The sequence below is a fragment of the Rhodopirellula sp. UBA1907 genome, assembly GCF_002337565.1.
In the GTDB taxonomy this organism is placed as follows: Bacteria; Planctomycetota; Planctomycetia; order Pirellulales; family Pirellulaceae; genus Rhodopirellula; species Rhodopirellula europaea.
Window position 1 is genome coordinate 18,844 of record NZ_DDGH01000100.1, and the last position, 19,108, is coordinate 37,951.

The following is a 19,108-nucleotide window of genomic DNA, read 5'->3' on the forward strand; positions in this document are numbered from 1 at the left end:
CTCATCCGCACCGCGTCGGTTTCGCTCCATGAGTGGAACGGACAACCGCCAGCACCATTCCCCGTTCCGAGAGTAGCGATGAACGCTCGAGCCAATCTCCATCAGCCCGCCCGCGTGGCACCCACCACCCGCTCTGCTTTCACCCTGGTGGAAATGCTGGTGGTGATCGGAATCATCGGCATCTTGTCTGCGATCCTCATACCGGCCATCACCGGGGCGATTGGCACTGCTCGCGACACAGCGATCCGAATGGAAATCGATGTGATCGATCAAGCTCTGGCCGCTTACAACCTGAAATACGGTGACTACCCACCCGACTTCTATCAGTGGAAAGACGTCGAGCGTCACTTTCGAACAGCGTTTCCAGACATCAACGACACTGAGTTGCGGATCCTCGCCCAGTTCACTCACGTGAATGATTCGTTGGCTCGTTGCGGCGGTAGCGGCGTGACCGATCCGCGTACTAGTTCAGCGTTTGCTCACTATCCACACGCGATGGATCGTGCGGAGGCATTGGTGTTTTGTCTCGGTGGTTATTCCAGTGACAAGAAACGTCCATTCACCGGACAAGGTGGTCCGTTGGCATTGGTTGCCTCGGCCAGCTATCCGACCACCGCATCAGATACTGACTACCAGTTGTTTCAGTTTAATTCTGATCGTGATAATGCCTTCTTCGACTTTGGCTCGGCTCGGAACAGCGTCATCGTTGTCGATGGCAGTGGGACATTCAATCCGCTGGGGCTGGCCGCTCCATATGCCTACTCCGACGATGAGAGCGTTGCAAATGCTTTGGGGTTTGCTCAATTGCCGGACCCCTTTCCAGTCGCGTTTCCTGGCGTAAGTGAGTTGCCGGTCGCTTACTTCTCCGCGGACAACTATCAGTACGCGCTGGGCAGTGCCGATCAAGGAAGTTGGGGTTGGCAGCAAGCCGGTTCGAAACACTTGATGAATGTCTATTCGCCACCGGGTGACTTGCAAGATGTGGGGGCAGCCCAGGTGTTTGTTTCCGCTCAACAAGACACAACGCCCAAGTCAACGCTTGCCGGACTGACTGTCGTAGCTGCTGGAGCTTACGAGTTCGTCGAGCCCAAACGCTTTCAATTGGTCTCAGCGGGAAGGGATAACCATTTTGGTGGGATCTTTGTTCCGCAAGGATCGGATTCGTATTTCAGTGCCTTGCCAATGTTCACGACTGGCCAGTTTTACAACCCATTCGGACTCCCGGTTGCAATCAGCGGGACGCCAGCAAACCTGTCGAGTGTTGATAGGTATCAGGACGGTTATGCCTACGAAAAGATGGGCGGGTCTTCGCCGTACACCACTCGGCCAATGCTGGACAACGTTACCAACTTCTCGACTTCGACACTCGATTCGGACCTTCCATAGAACCTGTTATCGCATCAGTTATTCGCCACTCGGCCAAGCCTTTTCTTATGTTTTCTAAAACTTCCAATCGCAACGCATTCACCTTGGTTGAGGTGCTGGTGTCATTCGTGATCATCAGCGTCATCAGCGGAATGGTGGCGATCGCTTTGTCCGGAGCCCAGCGACAGGCTCAGGACACACGTGCGAAGGCAATGATCGACCGATTGAATCTTTCGATCTTGCGACTTTACGAAGACGAATCGCAAAGGCGTGTTGCCATGCCAGGTAACGTGATAAACGGAGAGGCTGTGAGTCAAGCTCAGCTGATTTTCAAGCGAGACTGGCTGCGAGCGATCTTGCCAAACAACAAGGCAGATATGGACGTCGGGTCGTCAAGGACGGGTGCGACCGCGGTGCAGCGTATTCCTTACCGTCGAAATGACGACAACATGGGAAATGTTCAGTGGGCCGAAATTACAGAGAATTCTCGCTTGCTCGCATCTCAGCGGTATCGCCAACGAGTGATGCGGACCCTGGATGTTGGAACGTGGACCGCGGCTTGGGATCTTTGGACACCAGAACATCAAAGTGCCGAATGCCTTTATCAAATCTTCGCGTCTTCGACACTCGATGGAGAGCCGTTGCTGAAGCAGTTGAGGACACGTGATATTGCAGACACAGACGAAGATGGGATGCCAGAAATTGTTGATTCCTGGGGTGTTCCACTTCTTTGGATGCGTTGGCCTACGGGGTTCTATTTGAAGAACCGCTGGGTGGCAGATGAATCTGATACCACCGCTTGGCCGACAGTAGGCGAACTCGCGGCGATCATTCGCAATCGCGGAGACGATCCATTGGACTTGCTTCGAATGGACCCCCGGTATCGGTCAGAGTACGACTACGATTTGGCGTCGACGACCAACGATTTGGTTGATCCGAGGACGAACAACAATAGCATCATGGTCGACAAGCTTACCTACGCGGTGCGACCGATGATTGTGTCCGCCGGAAGTGACGGTGAGTTTGATCTCGTAACCTCAGGTCCTGGGACTGGTCGTGAAACCGTTGGGGATGACTATTTTGCGAACCTGCGAATGTCAGACGCCCGTGATGGTAGCCTGCAGCGTTTTGATCGAGCCGTCTTCTTTCCTGATCCGTTCTTCACGTTGAACATCGTAGGGACTGGGGCGGATGCTCCACGCCCGCTTCTTGAGCGACTAGGCGCGGTTTCTGATGTCAACGGAGACAGGACGGACAATTCAGCTGACAATATCTATCCAGTATTGGGGTTCTGATCATGTTTATTGCAAAGATGAGAAGAGTCGCTTTTCGTGCTGGGTTTACGCTCGTCGAATTGATGATTGCCCTCGCGATTATCACCCTGTTGACCAGCATTGCTCTTCCAACAATCAAGAATACGCTTCGTGAACAGCAAGTGTCTCGTTCGGCGACGTTGTTTCAGTCGGTGATCGAAGAAGCACGAGCAAGATCAATCGCGACAGGTGGTGGCGGTGGCATCATCATTGACCGCATTGGTGGACGAGGCCCGCTCGATCGAAGCCAAGCCATTCGCATGCGTTTTGCGACGACCCCAGCTCCCTATTCGGGTGAAGGCTTAGGGACTCGAGGTCTAATAGTCGTGAGGTTTGGTCCCAGTGGAGTGGAGCTTGACACGTTGGAGATGGTGGTGCCTGGCGAAGCATCTCAGTTGTTGCGTTCCGCGCGGGACATAAGCGTTAGTCCGAACAAGCGGACGCTCATCAATCCAGGCGATATTGTCCAGCTCGGCGACAATGGTATGCCGGCCCAGATCACAGGGATTTCCCTAACTGGCACAGGCGATGTGAGGTTGTTTTTGCAGAGGATTGAGCCGAATTCAAATTTTCGTCGTTTTCACAATCAAGAAGTTCCGTTCCGTATTCTGCGATCGCCTACGCCTGCGATCGCGATGCCGACGGAGCTGTCGCAGGGGGCAACCATTGATCTGACCAGTTCTGGGATTGGTCGCTTTGGCAACGAGTTTTCACCAATGGAGATCGAGGGCAACTATGTCGACTCAACGGCGTTGCCGTTCACCGTTGCCACGAATCGATCTCAAGTCGTTGACTATGGTTCGATTTGGATTTTGTTTGGAGCACGAGGAGAGGTCAGTCGAGTGCTGGCAACTCAGCGAGTAAGTGGTGCTCTGTTGCTGCAGGAACTTCCGGTCTTGGGTGACATTCACTTTTTGGTTGGCCGTTCGGGTGACCTGAAGGTGGATCCGAATGACCAGCTCGAAGACACGGACGGCTCACCATTTGCGGATGATGCAGATGACGGAACAACGCCGTTGCTTAGTGATGAAAGTATTTGGGTGACCATTAAGTCACGCAATGGTGAAGTGGTGGCGTCGTCATGGACCAATCCTTTCGTGAATCAGGCCCAGATGATTCCGCCGGGACCACCTAGCAACAATGCCAACCAGCGTTTGCGAATTCGGTCAGTGATCGGAGCTGCTCGAACGGCTGCGGTCGAAGCTCGTGACTTGGGGTCGAACTGATGATGAATTCGTTGAACCAAAATCGAACACGGCGCCGCAACCTTATGAACCGAAATGCTTTAATTCGTGGTTTGCGTGGTGGCGTGACGCTAATGGAAACAGTGTTTGCCATGGGGGTCATCCTGACAGGACTGTTGGGTCTCGCTGCTTTAATTCCGATTGCATCTGATAATGCAAAGTCAGCGATGGAGTTGGATCGCAGCATCAGTGAATCAACCGCTGCAGCAGCGATCGGTGCTGCCCAGAAGTTTCATGACCTTGATAAGTTGGTGATCTACTACAAACCCGTTTCGGCTTCGCCTGGAGCGCCAGGTGAAACGCTGACCGGTCAGGTTCTGTCGATTCGCGACGCGATGACTGTTGGCGGTTTTCCAAGTGAAGAAAAGGAAAAACTGAGCTCGCCTGGTTATGGTCATCCCGATTCGAAGGCGGGGATTCAGGCCGGGATTTGCATTGACCCATTGGGGATGCCGGATCTTCGAACATTGCTCGCTGGCCCGTCCACCCCGGCGAATGGGAACTATGCGGACGACGTTTCAGCGAGTCCTTTCGCTGCAGCGGCCAACACCGATTCGGCTTATGACTTCAGCCGATTTCCCTACTACAACGAACGGTACAAGATTCTCACGCCTCCAAATGATCCGGTCAGGGCGTCCAATGGGCCAGTCGCATCAGGCCCTGTTCCACCAAACCGGCCACAGATGCCGTTTCCAATGTCGCCGCGAATGTGGAGAGCGACATTGCGATCGGAGATGTTTGCTGAAACCACTCCGGTGTACCGTCATCAGATCATCAGTCGCGCCTATGCCGAACACGTTTTTCGAGGTTCAGGTGGACTGTCAGTGGTTGATGGCAGCAAGCCTTCGGATCCAGCTTCGGTTTTGTTGACTAAGACAGTGATGACAAGTGGTGTCACGACGGATTCAGGGACGACCAATTCGAGCGAGTACACATGGTTTGCGACGTTGGTTCCACCGTTTTTGGGTGGCAACAGTTTTCGCCAATCAATCGTTGTTGTTCGCCAGCGTTCCCTTGAAGTGCCTCAGCGACTGGATGACCCGCTTGCACTGCAGAAACGCAGTTATGCGGTTGATGATTCGGATGACAATCCTCGCAGCGAACGAATCGCTTGGGTTGGGAATTGGATTGGTTTTGTCGGCGGGGCCGGTGGTGAGGTGGAACTTTATGGTTCTGCTTCCGTTGACTCCGAAATCCGCACGGGTGAATGGGTGATGCTGTCTCGCCAGCCACACCAAGTCGGTGGCGGTCCGTTGACGCTTGGTATGTCCGCCCAAGGCCCAGCCGTTCATCGGTGGTATCGAGTATTGCGAGTTGATGAGCCTCAGTATGGATTCATTAACGGTGGTGGTTTTGGAGCTGGCTGGAATGATTCAGACAGCAACACGAACCCCGAAGTCTGGCGTCGCACGGTGACTTTGGACGGTCCTGATTGGACCTTTCAGGATGAATCAAGCGGCAATGTAACTCATATCGACGATACCTACTGCACGATTGTCAGTGGGGCTGTGTCGGTAGTCGAATCAGAGGTGGTAATCGAATGAGTCGCGAAACCCCTCTGCCCTCTCTCTTCTCTATTCGTAATGACCTGCCTCTAAATGCAGGGAGTACACACATGACTCAAAAGAACAAACTATCGACACCGGTTGGTCTTTGCCCACCGGATCAACGCTCGGGGATCGTGTTGCTCGTCGTCCTTGGGATGCTGACTCTCTTCAGTGTTCTTGGCGTCAGCTACCTCGTTTTCACATCCCGTCAACGCAGCGCAGCGTACAGCATCCAGCGTTCGGAAGCGGCTGACCTGGACGGTGCGAAGTTTGTCGACGACGCGATCAAGAAAATTCTCGTCGGTGCTACAGGTCCGGAGTCGTCTCTTTGGGGGCACGATCTGCTAGGCGATCTTTACGGAATGCGAGATTCCATCGAAGCCAGCGTCGCACCCGTTAATACTTACATGCGGTCGGCTACGAGCCGAGATGATCTCGCTCCCGCTGCCCTACTTGGCGGGCAGTTTATACGTTTCCCGACACTTCTTTATCTTGAGTCACCTCACCAAGCGGGCGGGTCAGGTGATTTTCCTCTGGATCAGGCTGGGATCAATGATTATTTATCGGATTATCCGCATCGTCGAAATGACAATGAACCGACAAGACGCTACCCAGGCTATGGGGGAACTGTCACGCAGTTGCCCTTGGATCCCAACAACTATGTAACTCCAAACTTTCCGCATGATGATGAGTTGAATGGTCGGTTGCTCACCTTTCTCGGTGGGCCTCTCGAAGGTTTGACATTCTCGGTCGCCCGGTACTTCGGGGATCACCGAGGTGCACCCTACGGCCGAGATCAATTGTCCGGCCAAGTCGTGATCGATATTCGTGATCACCAAAATTCCCCAGTGACCGTTGGCGATGTGACACAGTCGCTGGCCGAATGGTTGGCGGACCCGGCGTTCCGAGTTGATCGTTTGTTTTACGACTACGATTCCAACTTGGCGGCTTTGCCGAACGGAGCATTGCCTTACGCTCGCTTCTACATGAATGGTCGAATCCTGAATGGGCCTGGGCTTGGGTGGGACCGCCCTCGTCGGCAATTCAATCCGTTAGGAGGCGTCAATCAGCTGATGGGTATGGACCGCCTGCGCACAGTTGGAACGAACAACCCTCTTCGCCCCTTCAACTTGAACGAAGTCGTTTCGACCGATCTGAACATTACCCGAATCGAAAAAGGTATTGCGAGCAACATGGAAGCGATTCCGGTGACAGGCATCCCCTATGAAGTTCCTGATGGCCCGTTCGACCCAAATGATGATGTCGCTTGGCCAACTCTGGGATTGCAACCACTGCCGCTTCGTCGCGGTTCGGATGTGCCCGTCGCATTGCAAGGTCACTATGCAATTCATCGTTTGGCGCGTGATGAGTTTGCCACAACGCCTTTGGAATCGTTTCTTCAGGATTTGCCGCCCGGCGACACTGACGAACCGTACGATGCACCCGATTTCAATAACATGTGGCTTAGCTACATGCCAACCGATTCAATTCTTGGCGAGGCTGCGCCGTCGTTCGTGCGTCCTGGATTGTTGAATTGGATCATCAACAATCAAGACGGGACAATGGATACGGTTCGCTTGCAGCGAATGTTGGTGGCAATGCAGCGATCAACACTCCGGCCGTTGCCAATTGAAAATGACCCAATGGTTCCTGCTGCTGTCGCAGATCGGGGAGTGGGGGTCAAACGTTTGGATTACTCCAAGTTCACCGGAAGCAATAACACTCCCGGATTGAATCAGCCTATCGATTTCAATAATCCGAGTCTTCCCGAAGTGCTTGCGATTGCTCGTGCATTGGCAGGACGTGATGATGATGGCGACGGGATCATTGATTCATGGGATGTCGACAACAACGGTGATGGTGTTGTCGATGGAGTATGGATCGATGCAGGACTGCCGCTGACACAAAGTCGCGAAGGACAGCTTATTAAGCCTCTGGTCAGCTATTTGGTTGAAGACCTTGGCGGACGAGTGAACGTCAACTTGGCAGGGAACATTGCTCAGGCAAGAAACGCGATCACGAATGATTTGGCTGGAGCTGTTCAGCATCTCGCTCCGATTTCGCAGCCTACGAGCAACGCAGTGAAATCGCCCGCCCGGGTGTACACGCAGGTTCCCTCGCCGCCAAACCGCGGTTACCTGTTGGAAACCGGTCTCCCAAGCGGTTGGGGCTACGGTCCAGCCGAGATCGATATCCGAGCCTTGTTCACACCTCTCGGTACAACTCCGATTTCGGTCACCGAAACAACTCCGTTGACGAGTTACAACGCTGATAACTTGATGCGTGGACCACAGCGATTGCTCGGTGAACGTCTAGGCGTTTTCTCCAGCGTTGTCGGTCGTGCTCGTGCCTACGCAGATATGGGAGATACGGGCTATGGACGGGTGGTTGCGGTGCCGGGGTATCTCGTCGATCCGGTAACCGGAAACGGGAATGACCTTCTGGGTACGCTTCGAAATCCTAATCGTCCAAACCTCCATCAAGTAATCAATCCGCAAGGGCTGCCCGTCGATGCTTATGGCCGAGGTGCGATAGGTCTTGGGGTGAATGGTGAGTTGGTTGTTGGGGGCACGTCGTCGATCGTTTCCAATGGCGGTGCTGCGGCAGGTGACTCATTTGATGATCCTTACGAGATGGATCTCACCGCTTCGAGTGAGCCAGACAAGCCCTACACCTTCGCTGATTTGGAGCCATTGCTGCGATTTGATTCCTTCGACCGCGACATGTTGTCAGATCGAATCATCGAGTTGATCGAAGACTATCACAACAATCCTGACCTCAATGGGAACGGGACGGTTACGCCCGCTGAATATGAGTCATTGCAAGGATTGAGGAAGGCATTGGCTGACTCCATGACGACTCATTCGGTTAGCGCCGCGACGGTCAAAGGAAGTTTGCCACCAGAGTTCTTCGAAAACACCACGATGGCTACTTCGGCATCTAGCCCTCAGCAGTTGCTGCAGCTGGCTGTCTTTCCACATAACACGCCGGCAGTGGAGTTGGACCATGCTCGCAATGCGGTCATGTGGGAGCTGATGCCCGAAGAGCTTCGTGCGGGTCGCAAGTTCAATTTGAACCGGAAGTTTGGGAATGGATTTGACGACGACGGCGACGGTGTTGTCGACGATGACCAAAACGGACGCGTTCTCAATGGTGCGATCTCAACCGCTGAGTTTATAGAGACTCACTATTTGGGCGACGGAGGAGCGACGACTCCAGTTTCATCAACTCGTGGTCTCGCTGCGGCCGGTGAGTTGTTGAACCCGCAGATCACAGACAACACAGCGTCTAGTCCCCGAAACGTGACCGCTCGCGCCCAGTTCGCGCGTCACCTTTATGTCCTAGCGATGATGTTAATTCGGGATGCCAATCGTGGTGTGGATTTTGATTTTCCCCACTCCTATCCCGATTTATCTACTTTTGATTCGCCGTTCTACAGAACCCCACTGCCTACAGACGACACAATGACGCCAGTTGATGAGAATCTGCTTGCACGTCAGGAGCGATTCAATCAAGAGTATCGTGCGATGAAAATCGCTCAGTGGGCAGCCAATGTGGCTGATTTCCGCGATGCGGATGCTGTGATGACACGTTTTGACTATGACCCCAACCCATTCGATGGATGGGATGTCAACTTGATGGACAACACGACCTTCCGGACGGTGTGGGGACTCGAACGTCCCGAACTGTCGTTGGAGGAATCGCTTGCGTTTCATGACCGTCGAGTCAGAGATACTAATTTTGATAACGGTGGTGCTGATCTATCGCTGCAAGGAACCGATGGAAGTGCAACTCGCGGAGACGCAGATTTGGATCAATGGCGAATCCCGCAAGGGTCATTGTTCCTCGAGTTGAGAAACACTCGCAGTCCTCAAGTGCCACTTGCCCCGGGCAGTGAGGTGGATCCGGTCGCGAATGCGTCGGCGTATCCGTCGGAACTATACAGTCATCTTGGTGCGCAGCAGCCTTGGGATCCGTGGGCGTTGGATCTGAACCGAAAGGCACCCGGCAATGACGTTCCTGTGTGGCGTGTGGCGATCAGTGAGTTCCATTCGGCGGATTCTGACGTTCAGACTTCGACATCTGCAGTGCGGAATCGTTTGCCAAGCGGAACCAATCCAGCGACGGCACCCCATCACGAAGGGTCTGCTGATCTGTTGTTGCAACCCGTCGGTAGTGGTGCAGTCGCTGCCGCAGCTACTGCCGGGGTAGCGATGGATCGCGACACCGCGACACTGAATCCCGCCCAACCTCGGTTCTTTGATTCGTTGTCTGCTGAGCAGTCTGCGACCGCGATCGACCGAGTCATTTTCTTCGCGAACAATGTCGATCCATCCGCCATGGCAACCACTTTGGCTGACATCTCCGATGCGGGGCAGGTGTTCTACAACCGATATGCGAATGGCGACTATGACAATGGCGGCGTTTATCTCGCCGGTGGCCAGCACGCGGTGATCGGTCCACGCCCGCGGACGTTCATCGGAGCGAAAAAGAATCACGCTGGGACGCCGACCCATGATCCGACTACGGAAGGCCCCGCAGTTGATCGAGCGGACTACGAATCGCCCCAGCGAATCGATTTGTCTCCACATCAAGTTGTACATCGTGAGATCGATGGGACACTGACAACCCCTATCTATGATGATCCGAACGCACCTCAAGAGGACGCTTCTATCCAGCAGGTCATTGGTATCCAGGCTGCTGCGGATGTTCCAGCCTCTTGGACGAACATTACGACGCCGATTGGTGTCAATGTTTCTGAGCCGCTGCCCTATGAAGCCCCTCCGGTCGGACGACGGTACTACCTGGAACCCACCGAATCACTTAATCCAACTCTGAATTTCCCGGTCGACTCCTATCGAGACTTCGACAGTGGAACGGGCCAGTTCCCAGACCGTCCATTCGACGATCGCCCTGATATGTCGGAGTTGTACCGAGCATTTGGTGCGACCGGACAATTGACTGGTACGCGTGAGCATTTCAAGACTGCTTATCTGCAGCGATTGGCAGACCCAACGCAGCCCTATCATGCAGAGATGAACCCATTCATCACTGTCGACTACATCACCATTGATTTGACCGTGTTCAACGGAAGCGATGAGAATGAAATTTCGCTGACGGACACCGGTGGGAATCCTGTCTGGAAGGATCCAATTGACGAAGACCCATATACGAACGATCCGCAGGAGAACTTTGCGAGCCGTTACAAGACCGGGAAGACAGTTATTGAAGATGCAACATCAGCTAACTTCGATAACTTGCTTCACAGCGTTAACACTTATCCGCCGGAAGTGACGACCGTCACACCGCAGAACGAAGCAACTGCTGGATCAGTGTATTTTGCGGCGAATCTGAATCGTGACGCTGCGACGGTTTATAACGCGGATCCTAGTGACCGGACGACTCATTCAACCACGCTTGGTTATTTGAATCATTCGTACGGACCACGTTGGCGTCAGGGGCCGATTGCGCCGGGCACCGTTTACAACTCCGCCCAGTCCACGTTCTCGCCATTCGTCGGACAGCCGTACAACGGTTTCCCAGCAAGCGTGCTTTGGCTCAATCGGCCGTTCGTATCGGCCGAGGAGTTGATGTGGGTGCCAATCAGTTCACCGGGTAGGTTGGGAATGGAATTTGGTTCGGCGGTCGGTGCCGTGACCTCCGATCAATATCGGTCGCTCTACAACACCGAGCCAATCAGTGGCGGAAATCCAGTAGCACCCCCGGTTCCAACTGCCGTTCCTGCGCCTCTAACTCCAACGCAGCCGTCGCGATACGACTTCAATCAAAGGTTCACGCATCTGTGGAACTTCTTCTCGTCGTCATCGAACGTGTTTGCATATGAGCCGGCTACTTACGAAACGTCGGGGGGAACAACCAAGCCTGACTATCCGTGGTTGCCTAACGATCCTTCGTCTGCCAATGGCTTTGTGGGGATGCCAAGCAACATGCCTGCGATGACAACGCCCTATCCCGAGATTCCAGAAAAATGGCCGTCGCCGAACTTCTGGAGACTGTTGGAGTGGGTCGAAGTTCCACCGCCATTTGACTTTGACGTCGATTTCATTTCGCCGGAAGACAACGTTCAGGTTGCTGGCGAACAGTCGTTGTTCTCGCCAAGAATCGACTTCCGCACCCTCGGTACGATCAGCGGAGCCAACGTCGTGAATGCTGATCCACGAAGTTGGGACCTTGTTAATCCAGCGCCATCGTATGGATGGAATCGTGGGGCCGGAGCTTGGCAAAACAATCCCGCGTCGAATGGTGCGTACAACGGTTTCTGGACCAATGACATCCTCACGGAAGGGTTTCGGCCGCCGTTTGGTTTCAAGAGCAAGCTGTATCGAAATGGTCTGATAAACCTCAACACCATTAAGAGTGTGAAGGTCTACAAGTCATTGATGGCAGGCTTCTCTACGCCTGGCGAACTGGACCCCGCTTTGAACAACGACCTACCCGTAGGTAAGGGAGCGTTCTGGGATGAGTTCTTGAGGAATCGAAGAGGCTATACACCAGATAGTGTCGCTCCTGCTCGGGCGAACAACTGGTTTGTTTCAGGGACGCAACCGCTGCAAACTTTCGATCATGACGACAATCCAGGGACAGCCCAGATACCATCGTTTGACAAGAACATCCCGACTCAGTTTGCGGGTGTCTTTCGCTCGGCGATGTATGGGCAAATCGCACCGCTGGAGAGCATGCGGACTCAGACTGTTGACCCAGCGGAGCCTTCCGGCCAGGTTCACGATTCGACTGGTCCGCCCTACACACCTATCGTGCGTCAAGAAAAGCAGCCATCGGACAACGGTCTGATGCGTCGCGATTTCGTTCGAGACGGTGCAGTACAAGAAGGCAAGCCGATCTTCCAACGGCAATCGACGGATCCTGCAGTGACCGCACCTCAGAATCATGAACGCAGCGTTGTTCACCAGCAGCTGGGTATGACACGTCTTTCCAATATGGCGACGGATCAGTCCAACGTTTTCGCTGTGTGGGTGACTGTTGGCTACTTTGAAGTTGATGGTGCGACGCTCGAAGTTGGACAAGAAGTCGGACAAACAATGGGTGAAGTTTCTCGCCCGAAGGGTTTCTTTGTGATCGATCGCAGTAAACCGGTCATGTACCGACCCGGTGAAGTGAACAACGCATTGGAAACCATTCAACTGTCACGAATTTTGGAATAGGAACGTAACCATGAATTGCCAAACGAAGAAATTGCCGGCAAGGGTTGCGTTTACCTTGGTCGAATTGATGATCGCGATGACAGTGACGTTATTGTTGATGGCGGCGTTGGGTAAAGCCTTCGCGGTCATCGGGCGGTCGATGAAGGAGGGACGCAGTCAGGTCTCTTTGAGTAGTAAATTGCGGGGCATTAGCTTTCGCATCCGAAATGACCTGCACTCACGAACTGTTGATGCGAGGCCACCAATTTCTCCCGTCGGTGGCCAAGGTTATTTCACCTATTACGAAGGTCCGCTGACCGAGCACACCTACGGTCTGTTTGGTGCTGAACCGACTCAAGAGACAACTGGTGGTGATTTTGAAACGCCTTCATCAGCTGGTTTCAATGCTCCTGAGAATGGTCCAACCTACAGACGTTTATCGCGGTATGGCGATTTCGACGACTACATTGCATTCACCGCAGAGGCGGCAGGCGATGATTGGTTTACCGGGAAGGTTCCCGCGTACTTGGTTGACGATACGGCCGCTGATCCGATGGAACCTCGGATCATACGTTCCAAGAGAGCGGAAATCATTATTTGGGCATCGCCAGTTTGGGATCTCGATAAGAACTCAAATGAGTTGCGGATTGCCACGACACCGGCGTCGTCATCCGATCCCACTTGGCTTCCAAGCCCTAGCAAAATGCCTTTGTTCGAAGACGTTGATCGAAACTATGCACCGGATCAGATTGTCCTGCGGCAGCGGATTTTGCTGGTGCGGCCCGACTTGAACGTCAAAGGTCGTCTCGAATTCCCGTTCGGTACAGGCCCATCGACAGTCCGCGATGGTGGGCCGGCAAACGGTCGATCGGGTAGCGGCTTCGAGACAACCTATTTGCGACCTATGAACGGAAACGTGAATGATCCTGGAGCTGTTCCGGCCGGGCTCGCGGAAATCTATCCAATCGGGCAGACCACCTTTCCCAACTATGTTGCTCCTGGCAGCGCCACCGACTCAGCTCAGGTTCGCCAAAGCAATTGGTTGGTGGGTATGGCCCCAATGCACCAGTATTTTGATATCTCGCTGCGCCGCGTGGTTCATCCTGACACGGGTGAACCAACTAACTTTGTCGCTGCCAATTCACTAAGTGATCTGGTTTACCCACACAATCGATTTGGACACGTTCGCTATCCGGGTCGATATTTTGGACGTGGACAGGCAACGGGAGCGTTCCAAGACCGGAGCGACTTCGCAACCTCGATGCCGTTGTTGGCTCTTGGTGGGAACGATGCTCTTACGACGTGGCAAGGTGCAGACGACACCAGGTTGGATCCGCCGAATGCGACTGCGCCTGGTTGGTTTCCCAGTGCGCATCCCAGTTCACGAACATTCAATTCGGTCAGTGGCGAACTATTCGGATTGTTCAATGGGTGGTTGCTTCCTGAGTTTGAGTTAGGGGATCCCAATCCACGTCCAAATCCTGCAGTTCCCGTTTCGCATTGGCATCGCGCATACGTTTCGACCAATGACCCGCGTTGGGATCGTACTGGAGAAGACGTTATTGCATCCAATATTCTTTCGTTTGATCTGCGAGGCTTCGATCCAGGGGCGCCAATTTTTGCTACCGCTGGAATGGATGAAGCGCCTGGTGTAGCTGGGTTTGACGATGATCTATCCGGAACGGCAGACGACACCGACACAGTCGGTTTACAGTTCTCGAGTGAGCTGGGTACGGTTGGAAGCGATGACGAAACAATCACTGTCAATGACATTGGGATCTCCGCGTTGCTGACATTGAACAATGATACCGGCTTCGATATTCTCGATCTGCGTGATAACGCTCCCTCAAACACTTACAGCAAGTCTCCGGGCCACTACGCCGCACTGGTCGGACAGGGTGGATTCGTAGATTTGTGTTATCCCTATCTGAATGGCACTCCTCTACAAAGCTTGATGGCTAGTTCGGGCCAGGCGTCCACTCCACCAATGCCGGTCGTCGCTGACGCCGAAGTGGCTCGAAACTACACGACATTCTTGAATTCGAGCTACTCTGCTTTTCCGATTCCAACCAATGGATTGGATAGTTTGAAGTACAGCGGCAAACTGGTTCATCGAGGTACGGCGGGAAGCATTGTCTACTTCCAGCCAACGTACGACACATGGACGAACGGTTATGAGGCAGATGGGTTCGATCAGTCTCAACGATCCGACTTGAGTTTGACCGGTGGCACTCCGTCTGGAACGACTTGGGTTCTGAATAATGCAAGCGGGCTTACCAAGACTCCTCGCGGCGGAGCAGGACCGTGGCGAATCGACTCAGGTCGATTCGATTCAAGTTTTCAGGAATGCCCACCGCCCTTCTTGAGTGATTTGCAAGCGATCAGTGTCACGGTGAGATTAGAGGATCCACCAACCGGTGAGATCACTCAGTTTACTATTGTGGAAGGACTTCAATAGCGTTCGCGTTCATCTTCGATTTTAGTCGAGTGGTCGGCGATATCGGTGCGGGTTTATGATTCGACTGCGGGGCAGTTGCGGCAGCAAACGATTGTTGAGTACTTCCAGTGATGGCCTGGACGGTGACGGACTGATCTAAGCAGTTCGGCAGGAGTCTTTCGGCACTTGGACTGTTTTAGCAAGCGTTGTTGCTCCAACGTAGAATCGGGGCTAATGCCCAAACGGCTGACATGATTATCCCCGATCATTCCTGCCGACCTGCTTCGAAACACTTGGCCGACATGAGTTTGCGTTTGCTTGGTGGGGCTGCTTGCGAGGGGAGTGGGTCACGGTGGGGACCGCGTGCTACAGGTTGTTGTGAAGCTAGGTTTGGCGTTGAGCGACGGTGGCATTGCCTGGCGAGGGCTTCTTCTGGCGACGCGGGTTTTGCTTCTGTTCGGGCTTCGCTCAGGGATTCACAAACTGTAGCTCGGTGGTCCTCCACCGAGTCTTGCATTGGTTTGCGTGGGTTCACGGTGGGGACCACCGTGCCACAGGATTATAGGATGCTGGCTTAGCAATCGGCCCAGGTTCGGCCGTGGGCGACGTCGACTTTCAGTGGCACGTCGAGTTCCATCACGCTGGTCATGGCTTCGCGAATCATGTCCGACAAAGCATCGAGTTCTTCGTCGGGGGACTCGAGCAGCAATTCGTCGTGAATCTGCAAGAGAAGACGGGCTTGCAGATCGCTCTGCTTGAGTTGCTCGTGGACTCGCAACATGGCTAGCTTGATCAAGTCTGCGGCGGTGCCCTGAATCGGCATGTTGATCGCAATGCGTTCCGGTTCGGTGAGGCTGCGACGTTTCGATTCGGGCAGCTTTGCCAAATCGCGGACACCCTTGATTTCACGACGGCGTCCCAACATGGTTGCCACGTAGCCTTCGTTGCGACAGCGGGCCAGCGTGTCCATCATAAAAGCTTCGACGCCCGAGTATCGCTGGAAATACAACTCGATGTAATCGCGTGCTTCGTCGTTGCTGATGCCGAGCGTTTTGGCCAAACCAAACGGGCTTTGGCCGTACACGATTCCGAAGTTGATCGTCTTGGCGATCCGGCGGAGGTCGCTGGTGACTTCCGATTCTTCGATGCCGTTGACTTCCGCGGCGACTCGCGTGTGGATGTCGGCGTCGTCGTGGTAGGCACCAATCAGGGCTTCATCACCGCTGTAGTGGGCCAGCACCCGCAGTTCGATTTGTGAGTAGTCGGCACCGAGCAAGGACCACCCTTCGCGTCCGGCGGTGAACGCGGCTCGGATCGCTTTGCCTTGTTCGGTTCGGATGGGGATGTTTTGCAGGTTGGGTTCACTGCTGCTGAGCCGTCCCGTTGCCGCGACGTCTTGCCGGAACGAGGTGTGGACACGCCCGGTTTTGTCGCAGATCAATTGCGGTAGCGCGTCGATGTAAGTGTTCTTCAGTTTGGTGGCTTGGCGATACTGCAGCACGTGTTCCGCGATCTCGTGGTTGACGGCCAATTGCCCCAAGACATCCGCATCGGTGCTGACTCCGGTCTTGGTTTTTTTGATCACCGGCAGCCCAAGTTCTTCGAACAAAACGACACCGAGTTGCTTGGGGCTATCCAGGTTGAACTCGTGTCCGGCGGCGGAAAACACCAACGCTCGCAGGTCCGCGATGTCTTTGTCGAACCGCTCGCTCATTTTTGCCAGCGTATCGGCGTTGACATGGATTCCGTTGAACTCCATTTCGGCCAGCACTTCGGTGAGCGGCATTTCGACTTCATCGAACAAGCCATCCAAACCGGATTCGTTGAGTTCGTCACGCAGCGTCGGCGCGAGTCGAATGGGCACATCAACGTCTTCGCAGGCGTAGGGTGAAACGTCGTCGACGGGGACTTTGTCCATCGTGATTTGTTTCTTGCCCGTTCCGATCAAATCTTTGATCGAAAGGTTGGTGTGGTCGAGTCTGCGTTGGGCGAGGTCATCCAGCCCGTGGTTGCGGCCTCCGGAGTTCAGCAAGTAGTCGGCGACCATGGTGTCCATCGTGATGCCGCCGAGTTGAACACCGGCCGATCGCAAAACGATGACGTCGAACTTCAGGTTGTGGCCGACTTTTTCGATCGCGGATGATTCCAGGACATCGCGAAGGGTTTCGATGACGACGAGTTCGTTGATCGCCGGATCACCCTCGGGGGCACGGACGGGGATGTAGGCGGCTTCGCCCGGTTGCCATGCGATGGAGATGCCGACCAAATCGCACCCGCGTGCGTGGGTGCTGGTTGTTTCGGTGTCGATGGCCAGGACGGTTTGTTTGGCGAGTTCAACCGCGAGTGCTTTCAGTTCGTTTTCGGTCGTGATGGTTTGGTAGCGTGATTCCCAAACCGGTTTGGGTTCTTCCGCGGGGGCTTCGCCGCCCAGCAGTTCCGCGGCGCGGCTTCGCAATCGGCGAAAGCCAAACTCTTGCAACAACGCGTCGACTCGTTCGAGATCGGCTGCCGAGCGAACGCATCGGTTCCAGGGAATCGGTGATTCGACATCGCGTTTGAGTTCGACCAACTCGCGCGACATCATCGCGGCTTCGCGGCCGTTCATCAGGTTCTCTTTGCGTTTCTTTCCTGAGATCGATTCGGCGTTGTTGAGGATCTCTTCCAGCGTGTCGTGGGTTTCAAGCAATTGCTGAGCGATCTTGGGGCCGATCAATGAGATACCGGGAACGTTGTCGACTGGGTCACCGACCAGCGCCTGATAGTCGACGACTTGGTCGGGCCGGATGCCCCACAGCCCGAACAGTTCCGCGGCGTCGATCTCTTGGTCTTTGCGGATGTTGTAAATCTTGGTTTGGTCGCTGATCAGTTGCCGGCAATCTTTGTCACTGGTCACGACCAAGCATCGGCCGCCGGCGTCTTCGACTTTGGCGGCGACGGTTGCGAGCAAGTCGTCGGCTTCGAAGCCGGATTGCTCGATGATGCCGATCCCCATTGCGTCGATCGCTTGACGGATCAACGGGATTTGTTGGCGGAGTTCGTCGGGCATCGAGTCCCGGTTGGCTTTGTATTCGGGATACAGCTCATTGCGGAACGTGACTTCGCTTTTGTCGAACGCGGCGATCAAGTAGTCGGGGTTCTTGCGAGAGAGCAATTCCAGCATGTCGCCGACGAACCCGTAAACGGCCGACACGGGCAGTCCACCGGTGCTGGTCATCGGCGGCAACGCGTGAAAGACCTGATAGATCAACGAGTGAGCGTCGACGACGACGACCAATTTGTCGGTCAGGTCTGGGATGGGATCGTCGGTGGTCTCGGGGATTGGTCTCTGCAGCACGGCGGGCAGGGCGTCGTCCGCGATGCGGACCGCGTCGTGTCGCTGCTTGCGTTCTTCCGTCGTTTCGCGATCGGCTCGCGGGCCCGATTGCGAGGCGTCTTTGGGGGCGGCGTCGGACTCGGATGATTCTCGTGGCGTTTGGGTGGAGCTGGTTGGCAGTGGCGTCACTCCGGTGCCGGCGACCGATGGGACGGTCGCGGCGTTGGGGCTGGGGGTGAAACCTCGCGTGGCGGACAGTTTGTCTGGATCGCGTTCTTTCGCAGGCGTTTGGGCGGCGGCCGGGGATTCAGCGGCGGCGGTTGAGTCGGATGGCGTCATCGCGGGCGCGGACTCAGCGACTTGGTTCGCGGCGGATGCGTCGGCGGCCGGAGGAGCGGCGGCCGGAGGAGCGGGGGCCGGAGGAGCGGGGGCCTCGTCGAACCCGCTGAACAGCATTTGGTCGTCGTCGTTCTGTTTGGGGCGAGGTCGAGATTTGGCCATGGGAATCGCGAAGAAGGTGGCGAGGCGTCGAGAAGAGCACGTGGGCTTGGGCAGCCGAGAGCATACCGCGATCGATCGAAATCGGGCAGTTTGGAAGGGCGAAGTCGACGCGTTGATCGACGATTCGCAAACGATTGTGACAGTCAGAAAGGAGCTTCGCCGGGAGCGGTGTGTTGTCGGTGGGGGCACGGTGTTTTGTGGATGCCGGCTGGAGGGCCCCAGCCG

8 protein-coding genes are annotated in these 19,108 nt (G+C 54.8%); 7 read left to right on the forward strand and 1 reads right to left on the reverse strand.

Going from position 1 to position 19,108, the window contains the following annotated elements; translation table 11 throughout:
- The first annotated feature begins 78 nt into the window (after window positions 1-78).
- The 6 genes from B2R17_RS24880 (at window position 79) to B2R17_RS24905 (ending at window position 15,090) form a co-directional block, all read left to right on the forward strand.
- Complete coding sequence (locus B2R17_RS24880) at window positions 79-1,386, forward strand: type II secretion system protein (protein ID WP_286766141.1); 1,308 nt, start codon at window positions 79-81, stop codon at window positions 1,384-1,386.
- A gap of 47 nt (window positions 1,387-1,433) precedes the next feature.
- On the forward strand, window positions 1,434-2,660 hold the full coding sequence (locus B2R17_RS24885) for a type II secretion system protein (RefSeq protein WP_286766142.1): 1,227 nt from the start codon (window positions 1,434-1,436) through the stop codon (window positions 2,658-2,660).
- Window positions 2,661-2,677: 17 nt separating this feature from the next.
- Complete coding sequence (locus tag B2R17_RS24890; protein WP_286766148.1) at window positions 2,678-3,904, forward strand: pilus assembly FimT family protein; 1,227 nt, start codon at window positions 2,678-2,680, stop codon at window positions 3,902-3,904.
- Between the two features lie 44 nt (window positions 3,905-3,948).
- A complete protein-coding gene (locus tag B2R17_RS24895; protein WP_286766143.1) occupies window positions 3,949-5,466 on the forward strand; it encodes a hypothetical protein in 1,518 nt (505 codons plus the stop codon).
- A 71-nt stretch (window positions 5,467-5,537) separates the two neighbouring features.
- Window positions 5,538-12,653, forward strand: a complete 7,116-nt coding sequence (locus tag B2R17_RS24900; protein ID WP_286766144.1) for a hypothetical protein — start codon at window positions 5,538-5,540, stop codon at window positions 12,651-12,653.
- Between the two features lie 10 nt (window positions 12,654-12,663).
- Window positions 12,664-15,090, forward strand: coding sequence for a PilW family protein (locus B2R17_RS24905; protein ID WP_286766145.1), 2,427 nt, complete (start codon window positions 12,664-12,666; stop codon window positions 15,088-15,090).
- 553 nt (window positions 15,091-15,643) lie between these two features.
- Here B2R17_RS24905 and polA read toward each other — a convergent pair.
- The gene (gene polA / locus B2R17_RS24910) at window positions 15,644-18,883 is read right to left on the reverse strand and encodes a DNA polymerase I (protein ID WP_286766146.1); all 3,240 of its coding nucleotides are present in this window, start codon (window positions 18,881-18,883) and stop codon (window positions 15,644-15,646) included.
- Between polA and B2R17_RS24915 the strand changes: the two genes are divergently transcribed.
- Window positions 18,882-19,108, forward strand: a 227-nt coding sequence (locus tag B2R17_RS24915) for a hypothetical protein (RefSeq protein WP_286766147.1), incomplete at its 3' end; no start/stop codon positions are given. The genes polA and B2R17_RS24915 overlap by 2 nt on opposite strands.